Annotated in this window: 10 protein-coding genes; 2 read left to right on the top strand and 8 right to left on the bottom strand. The window is 33.8% G+C overall.

Annotated features, from left to right (window positions below; genetic code table 11):
* Positions 1–247: 247 nt before the first annotated feature.
* From nosD to KKQ76_RS05805, 5 genes are all read right to left on the bottom strand, one after another.
* Positions 248–1495, bottom strand: a complete 1248-nt coding sequence (nosD, locus tag KKQ76_RS05825; RefSeq protein ID WP_213196233.1) for a nitrous oxide reductase family maturation protein NosD — start codon at positions 1493–1495, stop codon at positions 248–250.
* An 84-nt stretch (positions 1496–1579) separates the two neighbouring features.
* The gene (locus KKQ76_RS05820) at positions 1580–1993 is read right to left on the bottom strand and encodes a nitrous oxide reductase accessory protein NosL (RefSeq protein WP_213196232.1); all 414 of its coding nucleotides are present in this window, start codon (positions 1991–1993) and stop codon (positions 1580–1582) included.
* A gap of 1 nt (position 1994) precedes the next feature.
* Entirely contained in the window at positions 1995–2582 is a 588-nt protein-coding gene (locus tag KKQ76_RS05815; protein WP_213196231.1) for a hypothetical protein, read from the bottom strand.
* Positions 2583–2670: 88 nt separating this feature from the next.
* Positions 2671–4671, bottom strand: a complete 2001-nt coding sequence (gene nosZ / locus KKQ76_RS05810; RefSeq protein ID WP_213196230.1) for a Sec-dependent nitrous-oxide reductase — start codon at positions 4669–4671, stop codon at positions 2671–2673.
* 26 nt (positions 4672–4697) lie between these two features.
* On the bottom strand, positions 4698–5201 hold the full coding sequence (locus KKQ76_RS05805) for a c-type cytochrome (protein ID WP_213196229.1): 504 nt from the start codon (positions 5199–5201) through the stop codon (positions 4698–4700).
* Positions 5202–5407: 206 nt separating this feature from the next.
* Here KKQ76_RS05805 and KKQ76_RS05800 point away from each other — a divergent pair, with 206 nt between their 5' ends.
* On the top strand, positions 5408–5776 hold the full coding sequence (locus KKQ76_RS05800; protein WP_213196228.1) for a hypothetical protein: 369 nt from the start codon (positions 5408–5410) through the stop codon (positions 5774–5776).
* 166 nt (positions 5777–5942) lie between these two features.
* Here the strand turns inward: KKQ76_RS05800 and KKQ76_RS05795 are convergent, their stop codons facing one another.
* From KKQ76_RS05795 to KKQ76_RS05785, 3 genes are all read right to left on the bottom strand, one after another.
* Positions 5943–7712 carry a DUF262 domain-containing protein gene (locus KKQ76_RS05795; RefSeq protein ID WP_213196227.1) on the bottom strand — a complete coding sequence of 590 codons (1770 nt, stop codon included), beginning with the start codon at positions 7710–7712 and terminating at the stop codon, positions 5943–5945.
* A gap of 494 nt (positions 7713–8206) precedes the next feature.
* The gene (locus KKQ76_RS05790; RefSeq protein ID WP_213196226.1) at positions 8207–9931 is read right to left on the bottom strand and encodes an erythromycin esterase family protein; all 1725 of its coding nucleotides are present in this window, start codon (positions 9929–9931) and stop codon (positions 8207–8209) included.
* Between the two features lie 3871 nt (positions 9932–13802).
* On the bottom strand, positions 13803–14945 hold the full coding sequence (locus KKQ76_RS05785; RefSeq protein WP_213196225.1) for a methionine aminotransferase: 1143 nt from the start codon (positions 14943–14945) through the stop codon (positions 13803–13805).
* A 408-nt stretch (positions 14946–15353) separates the two neighbouring features.
* On the opposite strand from KKQ76_RS05785, the gene KKQ76_RS05780 reads away from it, so the two are divergent.
* Positions 15354–16367 (top strand): M28 family metallopeptidase, encoded by a 1014-nt coding sequence (locus KKQ76_RS05780; RefSeq protein WP_213196224.1) that lies wholly within the window; start codon positions 15354–15356, stop codon positions 16365–16367.
* Positions 16368–16420 lie beyond the last annotated feature (53 nt).

The raw sequence follows: 16420 nt of genomic DNA, 5'->3' as shown, positions 1-16420 counted from the left end.
AAATAATTTTTAAAATCACAAAAACGGTGTATCAATTCACCATTCATCCATCATCACATCACCACATCATCCCATCATCCAACTTCCAGCATGCAAAAAATCTGCGAAAATCTGCGAAAAGAATCTGCGAAAATCTGCGAGAAACTCATCACCACATCATCACATCACCACATCATCCCATCATCCAACTTCCAACTTCCAGCATGCAAAAAATCTGCGAGAAACTCATCACCACATCACCACATCATCACATCACCTCATTCTTCCTCATCTCCGGTTTCTCATCCACAAAATTCTCAGGAGTAAGACTTGGAATTAAGCGTTCGGAACGGTCTAATATCTCCACAAAAAAGGCTCGGTACAACAACATAATCATAGGATTTTGCTCAGAAAGAACGGAGTATAAACTCAAGGGATGAAAAGGAACATCGCCAATTTGGTCTTTGTCTAGATCATAACCTTCGTATTTGTCCCAGTGATTATTTTTAAAAGTATTCATCACAAGGCTTCCACTCGTGCTCACATCGAAAGTATTGTTTTCGAAATTATTCTTCATGAGACGGTTTTCCATGCAGTTGGCATTGAGTTTTATTCCCCAACCGTTGTTAGAAAACTGATTGTTGTAAAGGTCTACTTTTGATGAACCATCCATAAAAATGGCAGCGGTGTTGTTATTGAAAATATTGTTTTTGATTTTACTGAAGGTAAGGTCTTTGAGCAAAAGTCCATAAACGCCATCTCCCCAGTTATCGAGGAATTTATTTTTATACATACCTACATTTCGGCTGTACATTACAGCAACTCCAGCGTCATTATTCTTAAAAATATTTCCGGTGTAGACATTGTTATGAGCGAACATGAAGTGCAACCCATAACGTTTATTTTTTTCGGAAATATTTCTAAAAACAAAGGTGTTGTTGGCTTTTTCTAAGTAAATGCCGTCTTTGTGACCAGAAATGTAATTGTTTTTGATCCAGATTTCTGCACTGGACCAAACGTGAACGCCATCACCGATTAATTCTTGTGATTTCCCTCTATTGGTGGTGATTTTATTGTTTTGAATCAAACATTGGTAACCTCTCTGAATGGTAATCCCGAAGTAATTGTTCTCGAAAATATTATTTTTAATAGTAGAAAACTGACTGTCATACAATCGAACAGCTCCTATGTTTTTCACTTCATCTTCCCCAGAATTGATGATTTTAAAACCTTGCAAAAGAATTTTATTGGCTCTTAGAGAAACAATTTCGTACTTCATCTGACCGTCCAAAACAGGTCTGCCGATTCCAATCAAGGCAATAGATTTTTGGATGTTGATGTTTCCTTCTTTGTAATGACCTTTTTGCACCAAAATCGTATCGCCATTTTGAGCTTGAGCAATGGCGGAGTTAATGGTTTTATAAGCCTGATTTTTACCTACCACAAGCGTTTTTGCTGAATGATAAACAAAATTCAGGAGAAATAACAATGATAATATTTTGGATAAATTTTTCAAAATGTTTCAAAAAAATAGGCTTTGCTAAAAATATTAAAAATAATGTTTCTCACAAAGCCTAAAAGCTATAAGTTAAAGTGAAATTTATTGTTCTAGGAAGCTCGCTCCTAATTTTTGAGCTTCTTCTTGGGCTTTGGTTTTGTCGATAAAAGCAGCTACATTACCATTCATAGGGCTTTTTATGGCACCACCTGTGATTAGGGTTGCTTTTTCTAGTGGGAACAATTCATTGGTGAGAAAATCTGGCACAAACAATTTGGCTTGACCTACTTGCTCTGCATTTTCGGTAGCATAACTTTGCATACAGTTCAGATCATCGAATTTATAGATTCTGCCTTTTTCTGTAATAAGTTCTGTGGCGAATTTAGGGTCTTCTATTCCCATTTTGCAAAGTTCACACTGGTCTTTCCCGAAGTTTATTTTTTCTGGACCTTTTGGTGAACAAGAAAAAAATATACCTAAAGAGATGATTCCTAGAATGTTAAATAAATTTTTCATTTTATATTACTTTTTTGGAAGATTTTATTTCTAAATAAGATAAAACAACAAGGATAATTCCTACACCAAACATAATCCATCCACCAATATCAGGATAAGAATACGCACCGAAATTCAGAAGCTGTTTAAAACCGAAAAGTGGTGGTTGGTAACTCATGCCCGGAACTACAATCGCTGCATTGGGATTAAGGTTATGCCCGTAATCGTACTCCCAAAGATAGAAATCTACCATGAAAGCTACTCCAAATATAAGAAATAAAGCGGCAAAGAAATAAAGCCATTTCTTATTATTGAGGAATACGGTGAGAAATGCCAAAGCGGCAAAGAATCCTAACGCATAAGGTAAAATTTTAAATTCCCAAAAATCTTCCTGATGTATTTCTTTCATCCCAATATAATGGTTCAGTCCATTGATAATTTCGTAGTCTCCTGTGATTTTGTTGGCATGGAGAAACATGCCCAATCCTTCTGGATATTGTGGAGCTTCTAGATAAATGGCCCATAAAGGAACGAAGATGCTGATGATTAATCCAATTCCGCTTGTAATAAGCAAAATTTTAGAGAGTTTGGATAATGAATTATTTTTCATTGTTTTTAGATTGTAATAAGAAGTTCTTATAGAGTGTAACTTTTGTTACAGAAGTAAAAAAGGGCAGTAGAAACTGCCCTTTTAGAATTTATTTTGTTACTGCTGTTTTCACAGGGCTTTTAGCGTTATCCGCTTTATTATTGAGGCTGTAAGTAAGAGGAACATTGCTTCCTGCTGGAGAAACTCTTACATAACCTTGCATTTCTTGGTGTAATGCAGAACAGAAGTCTGTACAATACATTGGGTACATTCCTGGTTTTTTAGGAACCCATTTTAGAGTACAAGTTTCACCTGGCATAATCAATAATTCTGCATTTTGATTGCCTTTGATAGCGAAACCATGCGGTACATCCCAGTCTTGTTCTAAGTTGGTCACGTGGAAGTACACTTCATCACCTACTTTGATACCTTCAATATTATCTGGAGCAAAGTGAGAGCGGATGGAAGTCATATAAACGTGTACTTTATTGCCTTGTCTTACCACTTTAGATTCTGCTTCACCTTTAGTTGCATAAGGATGTTTGTTTTTAGCAATATCATAGAATTTCAACTGATTTTTCGTGAATAATTCTGCAGGAGCAGCTTGTGCGTAGTGAGGTTCACCAAAAGTTGGAAAATCTAATAACAGCTTCATTTTATCTCCGCTAATATCAAATAACTGAGCAGATTGAGTTAATTCTGGACCTGTTGGTAAGAATCTGTCTTTAGTAATTTTATTATAAGCTACTAAATATTTCCCGAAAGGTTTGCTGGTATCACCACCTGCAACCATTAAGTGACCTACAGAGTAGAAAGTTGGTTGTCTATCAAGAACTTTTAATGTTTTGATGTCCCATTTCACCACTTCTGAAGATACAAACATAGAAGTATAAGCGTTACCTTTTCCATCAAATTCTGTGTGTAATGGCCCTAAACCTGGTTTTTGAACTTCACCATGAAGTGTAGATTCATATTTTAAGATTGGGATTCCATCATATTCACCAGAAAATTCTTTGTTTTCAATCGCTTTAAGCATTTTGCTAAAGCTGTGAACAGGAATCATTGCTGCTAATTTACCAGAACCAATAATATATTCACCAGTTGGGTCTACGTCACAACCGTGAGGAGATTTTGGTGTAGGCATGAAATAGCAAATATCTTTTAATTCTTTAGCAGAAAGTACAGTCACTTCTTGCTCCATTTTAGAGGTAGCAGTGTGAGTTTCTTCATTCCAAGTATTATGAGCATACTGAGTTTTTACTTTTCTACCTTTACCAGCTTTTAGATATTCTTCAGCTTTTTTCCAGTTTACCGCCATGATAAAGTCTTTATCATTTTGTGAAGCATTAACTTCTAATAAAGAATTCGCTTGTTCTGAATTATAGCAAGAGAAGAAGAACCAACCGTGAGATTTTCCTTTACCAGCGTGAGAAAGGTCAAAGTTTACACCCGGAGCTTCAATTTGGAATGATAAATTCATATCGCCAGTTTCTTTATTAACTCCGATGAAAGAAATCACTCCTTTGAAGTTTTCTTTGAAAGAATTAATAGGAACGTCTCCGTTTTGATCATCTGTAGGAACAGCAAAACGAGTACCTGCCACTACATATTCTGTATTTTCGGTAATAAATGGTGAAGAGTGGTTACCTGCAGAGTTCGGCAATTCTATAATTTCTACTGTTTTAAATGTTTTAAGATCTAATCTTGCAACACGTGGTGTGTTATTAGCGTTAGCGAATAACCATCTTCCATCTGTTTCTCCATTAGTTTGAGATAATGCTAAGTGGTGTTGATCGTCCCAAGGAATAAATCCGTGAGAAGTTTCTAACATCGGTTTAGTTTCTTCACTGTAACCATACCCATTTTCTGGATTTACAGAGAAAACAGGTAATACTTTTAATAATCTACCACTTGGCAATCCATAAACATTTACTTGTCCATTGAACCCACCACTAACGAAATTATACATTTCATCATATTTTCCTGGTGCTACATACACTTTTTCTGCGGCGTCACCACTTACAGCGGTTTCTGTACCTTTGGGTTTACAACTGCCTAAAAATGCTAATGAAGCAAAGGCCGAAATACCAAATAACTGAATAATTTTCATATATTTATTTTTATAGTCTATCTAAATTATTTTGCGCCGTCGATTTCTCTCATGTACTCTAGAATTTGTCTTGCTTCAGTTTCATTAAGCCCTTGGTTTGGCATTCTCACTAAACAAATCTCTAATTGTTTTTGTAATTCTGGGTCTACACTAATCATAGGATCTGGATTGCTGATGAAGTTCATAATCCAATGTGGAGTTTGTCTTGTAGTCACTCCTTTCCATCCCGGACCTACTAATTTTTCTTCTGTAGGTTTATGACAAGAAGTACATTTTACCTCTGCTGCTTTTTTCCCTTCAGCAGCCATAGCAGCGTCAAATTTGCTCACATCTACGTTGCTTTCGTCATATTTACCTAAACCTCTTTTCGGATCGTATTGTCCTGATTCAGATGATGCACTAGTTTCCGTAGCAGCAGCAGATGTTTCTGTAGATGAAGTAGATGCAGAAGCGTCTGCAGGCTTGTCATTACCACAAGAAACCATCGCGAAAGCCATCATAGGAAGAATTAGAAATTTCAAATTTTTCATATATTTTTATTTTAATATTAATTTTATGACAAATTTAACGTTGTTTAACACTTGGGCTTTATGACTTGAATCATAAAATAAACATGACATTTATTAGCAAATTTGCACCTGTAAAACAGAAGAGCATTTTTGTGATTATTTTTTAAAATAATGACGGCTCATATAGTGGACTCATTTCTTTTAAAAAAAAACAGTATTGAATCAATATGAAAAATAATTGGATAATCTTAGCAATGTTCGCTTTTTTGATCTCTTGTAACAAAGAAGCTGATGCTACACAGAACACTTCAATGATAAGTGATAAAAATTCTAAAGAAGTTTCTTTAAAACAAGAGGCAAAAACCCTGACCAATGATAAAGGAGAAACCATAGTGGTAACGTATTTTGCCGAAGGAATCGATTTAGCGATGACCCTTAAAAAGAATGATGAAGAAGAACACAAAATGGTGGCAAAAGGAACCAATCCAAAAGGCGAACCTATTTTTACAGACGGTTTTTATGCTTGGGAACTGTCTGATGATGGAAATTCAGGAAGACTCACAGACAAGCAAGGAAATGTAAGTGTTTTCAAATAAATAGCTTTATTACTTTGTTTAAAAAATCCTCAAATTGATTTCAATTTGAGGATTTTGTTTTTTTGTTATAGAATGTGACATTGACTTCATGTTTTATTTTTTTAATGACTATTTTCTAAAAAAAAAGGAGAGGTGCAACAGTTACGCCTGTTGGTGGTAGTGCTTTTTAGTTTTTCCATTTCCAAATATTCAATGCATTTTCTGCAAGTCGTTTTGAACGATTGTTGATTTCGCTAATATTCCAAGATGGAATTTTGTCCTGCTTTAATTGCCTTGATAATGCGGAAACATCAGTATAAAGATTTAATTTTTCTGAGTAAGGTTTTTGTCCAAAGGAACTATTCGCAGGACTACTATTTAAGAGTAGATTGCCGACCGTGTTTATGACAATTTTTAAATTCGGATTTTCAGCATCTTCATTCAGATATTCTTTCCAATGGTTATCTAAAGTTTGAGGTAATATATGTTCAATTGTATTTATCGTTGAGTAGTCAGGGTATTCTTTATAATCTTGAAGATGTTTATCTAACTCCTGTAAAATGTGTCTCGCAAAATTTAATTCTCTTTGATTGTAAAGCTCTTTTGTCAAAAAAGCATCTTCAAATTCCTGATTAGAAACCCATAAACCTTCAGTTTGAAATTTCTTTTCAATTGCTCTTGGTTTGTCAGGCTCATTTACAATTTCACTTAATAATGAAGGGAAAAATGTATCAAATTTAGTTACTCTTCTGTTAGCAATCTTGCTTCTAACAAGCAAAACATATGTCTCTTGTAATAATTCAATCGTTTCAACATCTGTCAAATTATTTAGTTCATACCCTTTTAGAACACTCATTAAAAATGGTGTTATTGAGGTCATATTTGTTTGCGAGATGTTATAGAGCAAATTTTTTATTCTACCGTCCTTATGAGGATATTTTAGCGGCTGTTTAATATTGTTGTAATACTTAGCATTCTCCAAAATGTCTTTTAAGGTAGCAATAGCCTTGTCTCTAGTTATTTTCTTGTTTCTATTTTTAAAATGTACATACATTCTTCTTCCCTGACCAATTCTCTTTTTTTCACCTATTGAGAAAAGATTAATTAAATAATCTTCAAAATTGTTTTCTCCGACTTCTTTTCTGGCTTTTAACCAAAATTCGTTGTGCAGTTTTTCGTGTTCATTTGTATTATCATTTAAGATTGGCCTGAAAATATAATTACACAGAAGTTCAGACGCTGTTAAAGGCATTCCGGCATCATTCAAACTTTCAAAAATTGCTTGAGCATCGTCTTTCTTTTCATCCAATGGAATCCAAACAATAGTTAGGGATTTTGTTAAAACTTGATATAATTGCCATAAGTCTTGTACATTATAGTTTTTGGTCTTTTTATCATAAAACTTTACAAAAAGGTCAATTTTATTGGTGTCAGGAAAATATAGTTGTTGGTCTTCTGCTAAATATGGACTAGTTGGGTTTTCTTGGAATACAGTTTTATAGGTTGGATACCTGTCTCCTTTACTGCTGAAAACTTTAAGTTTTAAATAATCATCGCCACCACTCACATTATTACTTAATAGTTTATCAATTTCAGCACAGTAATTTTGTGCTTCGGATGAAAGATGGCTAAGGTTATTTAGTGATTTTTTAATCAATCCAAGTAGTATGTAAATAGTAGTTATCCTTTGTTGTCCGTCTATGATTAGATATCTTTTCAAATTTGGATGAGGAGCATTACTCTTTTCTAAAACCACCACTGGACCAAAGAAATGTTCTTCATCTTCAAAATTATTGTTTTCTAAAGCAGGTAAGATTTCTTCGTAAATATCCTCCCAAAGTTTTTCCCATTGTTTTTTTTCCCAAGCATATCCACGTTGGAAAAAGGGGATTTCATATCTCACATTTGTGTCAAAAATGTCTTTAAATCGTCTGCTTATTATTTTTTGTTCTTCCATTGTCTCGATTCTATTTTTAATTTAAAGGTATGTCTCTTTTAGCATTACCACCAACGGTTCGGCGGATTTGTGAAGTCCCGAAAATGAAGTTTACTTCCGTTCTTGGGATTTTGCAGATTTCCATCTATGGATATAATCTGCATCTCTACTGCCGTAAAATTTTAGTGTAAGTGTGTTATAGATTTTAAGTTTTTGATAACTAGTTTCATACAAAGTTAACAAAATAAATGAAGTGTAAAAAACTGTGTTCGGTATTTTTATTAACATGTAGGATAGACATTTCAAAACAACAAAAAACCGCCAAAAACTACTACCCAAAAAAAAGAGAACTACCAGTTCTCTTTCAAATATCATTTAAAAATTTTACGACAACCCCATAACTCCTGAAAAGAGCTCCCAAAGCGAGCCTGCCCTGAGCTAGCCGAAGGGTTCAACAGGAGTTTCATTGTTCGTGCTCCGCACGCAACGAAACTCTAGTTATTAGCAGAAGTGTTTTATTCATAGTTGAAATCAGAGTTTGTTGATTTATTTATGAAAATTAAATAATCAAAATCCTCTGCTAAATTTCTATAACTAAACTCGTTATTTGTTTTTGTGGAACCTGTTGTTCTCAAATCAAAATCGGTAAGTAAATATTTCAAATCTTTATCTTCTTTCATTTTTCTAATATCCAAAATAAAATAAGGCTCATTTAATGAGTTCAACCAATATTCGTATGTTCCTAAATATGGTGTTTGAGCGGTAACATTTCCTAAGTCTTTATTATACATTGCTTTATAAGTTCCATCAAAAAAAGCAAATCCAAATGTTAGATAATCATTTTTTAATTTTTCATCTAAAAATCCTCCCATTCTCAGTTTGTCTTTATTTATGTGTCCGTTATGAGCCCAAACAATAAATTTTGAATTCGGATTGTTATTCTTTATCCACATAAAATTTTCTGCCATAAATTTATCCCTACTAATCATAGTTTTCTGCAAGATTTGTTCTATAATTCTCAAATTTTGATTTTGCCATTTTTTCTCGCTGTCAGTTAAATTATTTGCAGAAGTGATTTTCGATTTTATTTCTGATAGGATTGGATAAATCGTTTTAGATTGGTCATCAGTTAAAATATAGTTTCTCCTTATATTTTTGTTTTCTTCTAAAAATTCTTGAATTTTAAGTGAGAGTTTATCAAATTTATTTTGTAATTCTGTATCATCTTTGAAAGTTGCTCGTAACTGTTTAATTGGTTCGCTAACACTTTGCATATCAAATCCCGTGAAACTGATTTTTTTCTTGTCTTTGTTAAAATCTTTCATCCAATTTAATAGATTTGCCATTTCTTTTGTTTTCCAAGTCCAAAAACCAAGGTTTCTCATTGCTTCTTTCAAAGTTGAATTACCATTAGTGTAATTTTCAACCAAATACGATTGTTGCATTTGCGCTTCAATAGAAAAAATATCAAAATTCTCTTTTTCTGCTAAATATCTTATTAATCTATCTTTCATTTTATAGATTTCACTTGAACCGTGAGTTGACTCACCCAATGCAACTACCTTTGAACTTCCAATTAGATTTCTCAATATTTTAAGGTCAGAATTATCATTATTATTGGGTTCAAATGAACTTAGTGGATAAACATATTTTTTTATTGCTGTAATTTGTTGAGAAGTTAATTCTTTAAGAGGTTTCTCAATTGGTTTTCCGTCAAGCAATATCTCTACATTATCAAACCAAGCGCTTCCTTTTCCTTTATATACAAATCCAAAATCTAAATTTTCTACATTTTCTAGAATAGGAATTTTTATTATTAGTTCCTGCCAATCTGTATTTCCTTTTATTGGTTTGTCTTGTTGATTGAGAAATGAAATATTTTTTTTATCTTTATTTAATGTTCTTAAATAGGGAAAAGCTGCACCATCAAAATCACTTTGGGATTTTATTCTTGCTTTAAGGGTGAATTCTTTTCCGTTGAGATATTTTTTTTGAATTTTCTGCATTACTACAGCAAAATCATTTTTATCATCTGATAATTTACTTTCTCCTGTAATTTTTAAACTTCTTTTCCCTTCAAATTTAGTTATAGTATCAACTTCAATAATTTGATTTTTTTTGTTTGTTAACCACTTTAACATTTTATTATTATCGGTTACATTTTCAAAGTCAAGGTTCATTCTAGATTGTGAAAACAGAAGGCTTGAAAATAATGAAAGAATTAAGATTTTTGACTTCATAATTTGAATTATTTTAGTTTGGGCTTCAAAGAAATAATAAAATTTTCAGAAACTTTCTGTGTGCTGTTTTAAAATTTATATAAACTTTGTTAAAAAACGCTAATGTTTGTGCGGATTTTTGGTAACATTTCTGCTAACGCTTCGGCGGATTTGCGAAGTCCCGAGAATGAAGTTTACTTCCGTTCTTGGGATTTAGCAAATTCAGAGTGCAAGTTGCTTCAATCAAATATACAAAAACTTTTACAAATATTATACTTTCAAAGCATCAATAACTCAATTTTAAAAACACATTGCTGCGCAAAGTCTCCAGACTTTGAGTTCCGATGTTCCTCAGAGCCCTCAAAAACGCTATCATTTCACCACATCTCCGTGAACTTTGTGATAGAAAAAAGTCTGTTTAAATAACAATTCCCATAAAGCTTCATAGCGAATGAATTTCGCCAACTTAGCATACTTAAAAAAGTAATGAAAGAATAAAACCTTTACGCTTCAAAAAATAAAACAAAAGAGTATAAAAATAATTTTCATACACGGTGGCTGAGCATAAAAATAATTTTCATACACGGTGGCTGAGCATAAAAATAATTTTCATACACGGTGGCTGAGCCTGTCGAAGCCACACCACAAATAACTACGTTCGGAAAAAACATTTTAAAACACACGCTTCATCAATTCGCTAGCGAATTCCTACTTTGCTTCCTTAAAAACATAGGAATAATAAAAAACCTTTGCGTTTCAAAAATAATTCTTCCACTGAAACAGATTCCTAATCGTGAGTAAAAAACAGAACCATGTCATTCTGAACGAAGCGTAGAGTAGTGAAGAATCTCTTCATCAAGGAAAAAGTTTTTCTACACCTGCCAACCGAAAATTCGTGACCTTTCCAGAACATCTCCGATGTTCCTCAGAGCCCTCAAAAACGCTATCATTTCACCTGCTCTCCGTGAACTTTGTGATAGAAAAAAGTCTGTTTAAATAACAATTCCCATAAAGCTTCAGAGCGAATGAATTTCGCCAACTTAGCATACTTAAAAAAGTAATGAAAGAATAAAACCTTTACGCTTCAAAAAATAAAACAAAAGAGCATAAAAATAATTTTCATACTTGGTGGCTGAGCATAAAAATAATTTTCATACACGGTGGCTGAGCCTGTCGAAGCCACACCACAAATAAATCCGTTCGAAAAAAACATTTTAAAACACACGCTTCATCAATTCGCTAGCGAATTCCTACTTTGCTTCCTTAAAAACATAGGAATAATAAAAAATCTTTGCGTTTCAAAAATAAAACAAAAGAGCATAAAAATAATTTTCATACTTGGTGGCTGAGCATAAAAATAATTTTCATACACGGTGGCTGAGCCTGTCGAAGCCACACCACAAATAAATCCGTTCGAAAAAAACATTTTAAAACACACGCTTCATCAATTCGCTAGCGAATTCCTACTTTGCTCGCTTAAAAAAGCAATTCAATGATAAAAATCTTTGCGTTTCAAAAATAATTCAGATTCCTAATCGTGAGTAAAAAACAGAACCATGTCATTCTGAACGAAGCGTAGAGTAGTGAAGAATCTCTTCATCAAGGAAAAAGTTTTTCTACACCTGCCAACCGAAAATTCGTGACCTTTCCAGAACATCTCCGATGTTCCTCAGAGCCCTCAAAAACGCCATCATTTCACCACATCTCCGTGAACTTTGTGATAGAAAAAAGTCTGTTTAAATAACAATTCCCATAAAGCTTCATAGCGAATGAATTTCGCCAACTTAGCATACTTAAAAAAGCAATTCAATAATAAAAATTTTGCGTTTAAAAAATAAAACAAAAGAGCATAAAAATAATTTTCATACACGGTGGCTGAGCATAAAAATAATTTTCATACACGGTGGCTGAGCCTGTCGAAGCCACACCACAAATAAATCCGTTCGAAAAAAACATTTTAAAACACACGCTTCATCAATTCGCTAGCGAATTCCTACTTTGCTTCCTTAAAAACATAGGAATAATAAAAAACCTTTGCGTTTCAAAAATAATACAGATTCCTAATCGTGAGTAAAAAACAGAACCATGTCATTCTGAACGAAGCGTAGAGTAGTGAAGAATCTCCGATGTTCCTCAGAGCCCTCAAAAACACCATCATTTCACCTGCTCTCCGTGAACTTTGTGATAGAAAAAAGTCTGTTTAAATAACAATTCCCATAAAGCTTCATAGCGAATGAATTTCGCCAACTTAGCTCACTTAAAAAAGTAATGAAAGAATAAAAATTTTGCGTTTAAAAAATAAAACAAAAGAGCATAAAAATAATTTTCATACTTGGTGGCTGAGCATAAAAATAATTTTCATACACGGTGGCTGAGCCTGTCGAAGCCACAACATAAATAAATACGTTTAAAACACACGCTTCATCAATTCGCTAGCGAATTCCTACTTTGCTTCCTTAAAAACATAGGAATAATAAAAAACCTTTGCGTTTCAAAAATAATTCTTCCACTGAAACAGATTCCTAATCGTGAGTAAAAAACAGAACCATGTCATTCTGAACGAAGCGTAGAGTAGTGAAGAATCTCTTCATTAAGGAAAAAGTTTTTCTACATCTGCCAACCGAAAATTCGTGACCTTTCCAGAACATCTCCGATGTTCCTCAGAGCCCTCAAAAACACCATCATTTCACCTGCTCTCCGTGAACTTTGTGATAGAAAAAAGTCTGTTTAAATAACAATTCCCATAAAGCTTCATAGCGAATGAATTTCGCCAACTTAGCATACTTAAAAAAGCAATTCAATAATAAAAACCTTTGCGTTTAAAAAATAAAACAAAAGAGCATAAAAATAATTTTCATACTTGGTGGCTGAGCATAAAAATAATTTTCATACACGGTGGCTGAGCCTGTCGAAGCCACACCACAAATAAATCCGTTCGAAAAAAACATTTTAAAACACACGCTTCATCAATTCGCTAGCGAATTCCCGCTTTGCTCGCTTAAAAAAGCAATTCAATGATAAAAACCTTTGCGTTTCAAAAATAATTCAGATTCCTAATCGTGAGTAAAAAACAGAACCATGTCATTCTGAACGAAGCGTAGAGTAGTGAAGAATCTCTTCAAAAAGAAAAATATTTCAACTTCACATCTTCACAATTTCCAATGTTCCTCAGAGCCCTCAAAAGCGCCATCATTTCACCACATCTCCGAGAACTTTGTGATAGAAAATATACAATTTCCACCCCGCTTCAAAGCGAATGAATTTCGCCAACTTAGCTCACTTAAAAAGCAATTCAATAATAAAAACCTTTGCGTTTAAAAAATAAAACAAAAGAGTATAAAAATAATTTTCATACACGGTGGCTGAGCATAAAAATAATTTTCATACACGGTGGCTGAGCCTGTCGAAGCCACACCGCAAATAACTACGTTCGGAAAAAACATTTTAAAACACACGCTTCATCAATTCGCTAGCGAATTCCCGCTTTGCTTCCTTAAAAACATAGGAATAATAAAAAACCTTTGCGTTTCAAAAATAATTCTTCCACTGAAACAGATTCCTAATCGTGAGTAAAAAACAGAACCATGTCATTCTGAACGAAGCGTAGAGTAGTGAAGAATCTCTTCATCAAGGAAAAAGTTTTTCTACACCTGCCAACCGAAAATTCGTGACCTTTCCAGAACATCTCCGATGTTCCTCAGAGCCCTCAAAAACGCTATCATTTCACCTGCTCTCCGTGAACTTTGTGATAGAAAAAAGTCTGTTTAAATAACAATTCCCATAAAGCTTCATAGCGAATGAATTTCGCCAACTTAGCTCACTTAAAAAGCAATTCAAGAATAAAAACCTTTGCGTTTAAAAATACCTCAATCTCAAAAATCTCTCATGTCTTTCAAACTAACCTTCTCAAATTTTCAGCAGCTTTTAATATCGTTTCTGTCCTTTTACTGAAGCAGAATCTAATCATTCCCGTGTTTCTTTGGTCTTGGTAAAACGAACAAAGCGGTATCGTGGCAACATGGTACTCTTTCGTGAGCCAAATGCAGAATTCCTTGTCAGGTAAGTTAGAAATGTTCTCATAACTGGCAATCTGAAAATAGCTTCCTTCTGATTTTTCCTTAAAAGTAAAAGGCAAATCTTTAAATTGAGCCAAAAAGAAATCTCTTTTTTCCTGCAAATACTGTTGATTTTTTTCAGGATTAAAAACCTCTAAATATTTCGCCAAAGCATATTGAGCAGGAGTATTTACACTGAAACTGATGTACTGATGCACTTTTCTAAAAGCTTTGGTCAATGCTTCACAAGCCAAAATATACCCAACTTTCCAACCCGTGAGATGAAACATTTTCCCAAAAGAAAAAATCGCAAAACTCCTATGTCTAAGTTCCGCATGATGAAAAATACTATAAAATTCAGCGTTATCAAAGGTAATTAAATCATACACTTCATCGGAGATAACGATGATTTCAGTGTCTTTAATGAGTTGATAGAGCCTTTCAAAATCTTCTTTTCTCCAAATTTTTCCCGTAGGATTATGCGGGGAATTGATAAGGATAGCTTTTGTTTTTTCAGTAATTGCCGTTTTAATTTTTTCAAAATCGGGTAAAAAATCTTCATTCAAAGAAACCAAAACAGGCTTTGCCCCATTCATTTCAATCGATGGAATGTAGCTATCATAAGCAGGTTCCAGCACTATCACTTCATCGCCAATTTCTAAAATCGCAGAAAGCGCGGTATAAATTCCATAACTTGCTCCTGGTGTAATCGTAATTTCCGAAGAAGAAAAATCTATCGGATTTTTTCTGGCATGATTAAACGTGATAAGATTTTCTATCAACGCAGGAAAACCAAAACTAGGAGCGTATTGATTAAAATTTTTATTCGTTCCTTCCGCAAGAAACTTCTTCAAAGCTTGATCGATGTCATCATCAGGAAAACCTTGTGACAGATTCACCGCTCCAAATTGATTAGCAAGTGCCGTCATTTCAGAAAAAATAGTGATTTCGGCTCCGTGATGTTTTATAGGTAATTTCATTTCGATAGTTTATCCAAAAATAATCTTTTTTCCCTTTGAAAAACCTCCTTTTTTATCAAAATCTCCATCAAATAAATCCCTCATCTTAACTCATAACTCATAACTCATCAACCTCACGACTTTACATCGCATCCCACACCATTTCAACAAGTCTCAGCTATGGAATAAACGAGATTAATTAATGTATAAAGGTAGTTTATAGTATAGTTGTAGTATAGTTGAAGTATAGCAAAGGTACTGATGAAGAATGTAAATCTTATATCTTCTTCATCTCAAAAGAAGGGGAGAATCTATTATCAAATCACTAAGAAATACAGAAAAACAAAGATTAATCTTAGCTTTTGTAAGGGTTTTAGATATTTATTTCCTAAAAAAAACTATTTTTACTTCATTAAAAATTATGATAAGATGAAATTGACAAGAATTTTTGTTCCAATAGTAGCATCATTGGTATTGTACAGTTGTGCTTCTAATAACCTATCCTACGAAGGAAAAGCTTTTAAAACCGCCTATGAATCCATTAAGGCAGATGAACTGAAGAAAAACCTTATAGTCATTGCTTCAGACGAGATGGAAGGCAGACAAACCGGCTCTGAAGGTCAAAAAAAAGCAGGCGTTTACATGATAGATTACTATAAAAACTTAGGCGTTTCTTATCCAAAAGCATTGGGAAGTTATTATCAAAAAGTCCCAAAAGAAGCGCTAAAAAGCAGAAGAGGGGAGCTTCCTGACTCAGAAAATATACTGGCATTTATTGAAGGAACAGAAAAACCAGAGGAAATCATCGTGATTTCTGCACACTATGACCACGTTGGAACCAATAACGGAGTAGTGTACAATGGTGCAGATGACGACGGAAGTGGAACAGTTGCGGTAATGGAAATCGCAGAAGCATTCCAACAAGCCAAGAAAGCAGGAAAAGGTCCAAAACGTTCCATTCTTTTCTTACATGTAACTGGGGAAGAACACGGTTTATTGGGTTCTAAATATTATTCCGAGAATCCAGTATTTGATTTAAAGAACACCGTGGCAAACCTAAATATCGACATGATTGGTAGAAGTGATAAAGAAAACGAAGGCAAAAACTATGTCTACGTCATCGGTTCTGATATGCTTTCTACTGAGTTAAAAGTCATCAATGAAGCTGCCAACAAAATTACACACAATCTTGAACTCAACTATAAATATGATGATCCGAATGATCCAATGAGATTATACTACAGAAGTGACCATTATAACTTTGCAAAACACGGAATTCCTGTAGCGTTTTTCTTTGACGGCATCCACGAAGATTATCATCAACCAACAGATGATCCAGAAAAGATTGATTATCCTTTACTTCAAAAAAGAGCACAATTGGTTTTTGCTACCGCTTGGGAACTAGCCAATCGCAAAGAGAGAATTGTAGTAGATAAAAAATAGCCTTAAAAGGTTTCATTTCAAAATATAAAACTCCAGTATTTACTGGAGTTTTT

Source organism: Cloacibacterium caeni, from assembly GCF_907163105.1.
Classification (GTDB): Bacteria; Bacteroidota; Bacteroidia; order Flavobacteriales; family Weeksellaceae; genus Cloacibacterium; species Cloacibacterium caeni_A.
The sequence above is the reverse complement of the archived record's forward strand: the minus strand, read 5'-3'. Positions and strand labels throughout refer to the sequence as shown.

Excerpts from the sequence above, each read along its gene's own strand:
- KKQ76_RS05820 (WP_213196232.1), bottom strand. The coding sequence starts at position 1,993 with ATGAAAAATTTATTTAACATTCTAGGAATCATCTCTTTAGGTATATTT.
- KKQ76_RS05815 (WP_213196231.1), bottom strand. The coding sequence starts at position 2,582 with ATGAAAAATAATTCATTATCCAAACTCTCTAAAATTTTGCTTATTACA.
- nosZ (WP_213196230.1), bottom strand. The coding sequence starts at position 4,671 with ATGAAAATTATTCAGTTATTTGGTATTTCGGCCTTTGCTTCATTAGCA.
- KKQ76_RS05805 (WP_213196229.1), bottom strand. The coding sequence starts at position 5,201 with ATGAAAAATTTGAAATTTCTAATTCTTCCTATGATGGCTTTCGCGATG.
- KKQ76_RS05800 (WP_213196228.1), top strand. The coding sequence starts at position 5,408 with ATGAAAAATAATTGGATAATCTTAGCAATGTTCGCTTTTTTGATCTCT.
- KKQ76_RS05795 (WP_213196227.1), bottom strand. The coding sequence starts at position 7,712 with ATGGAAGAACAAAAAATAATAAGCAGACGATTTAAAGACATTTTTGAC.
- KKQ76_RS05790 (WP_213196226.1), bottom strand. The coding sequence starts at position 9,931 with ATGAAGTCAAAAATCTTAATTCTTTCATTATTTTCAAGCCTTCTGTTT.
- KKQ76_RS05785 (WP_213196225.1), bottom strand. The coding sequence starts at position 14,945 with ATGAAATTACCTATAAAACATCACGGAGCCGAAATCACTATTTTTTCT.
- KKQ76_RS05780 (WP_213196224.1), top strand. The coding sequence starts at position 15,354 with ATGAAATTGACAAGAATTTTTGTTCCAATAGTAGCATCATTGGTATTG.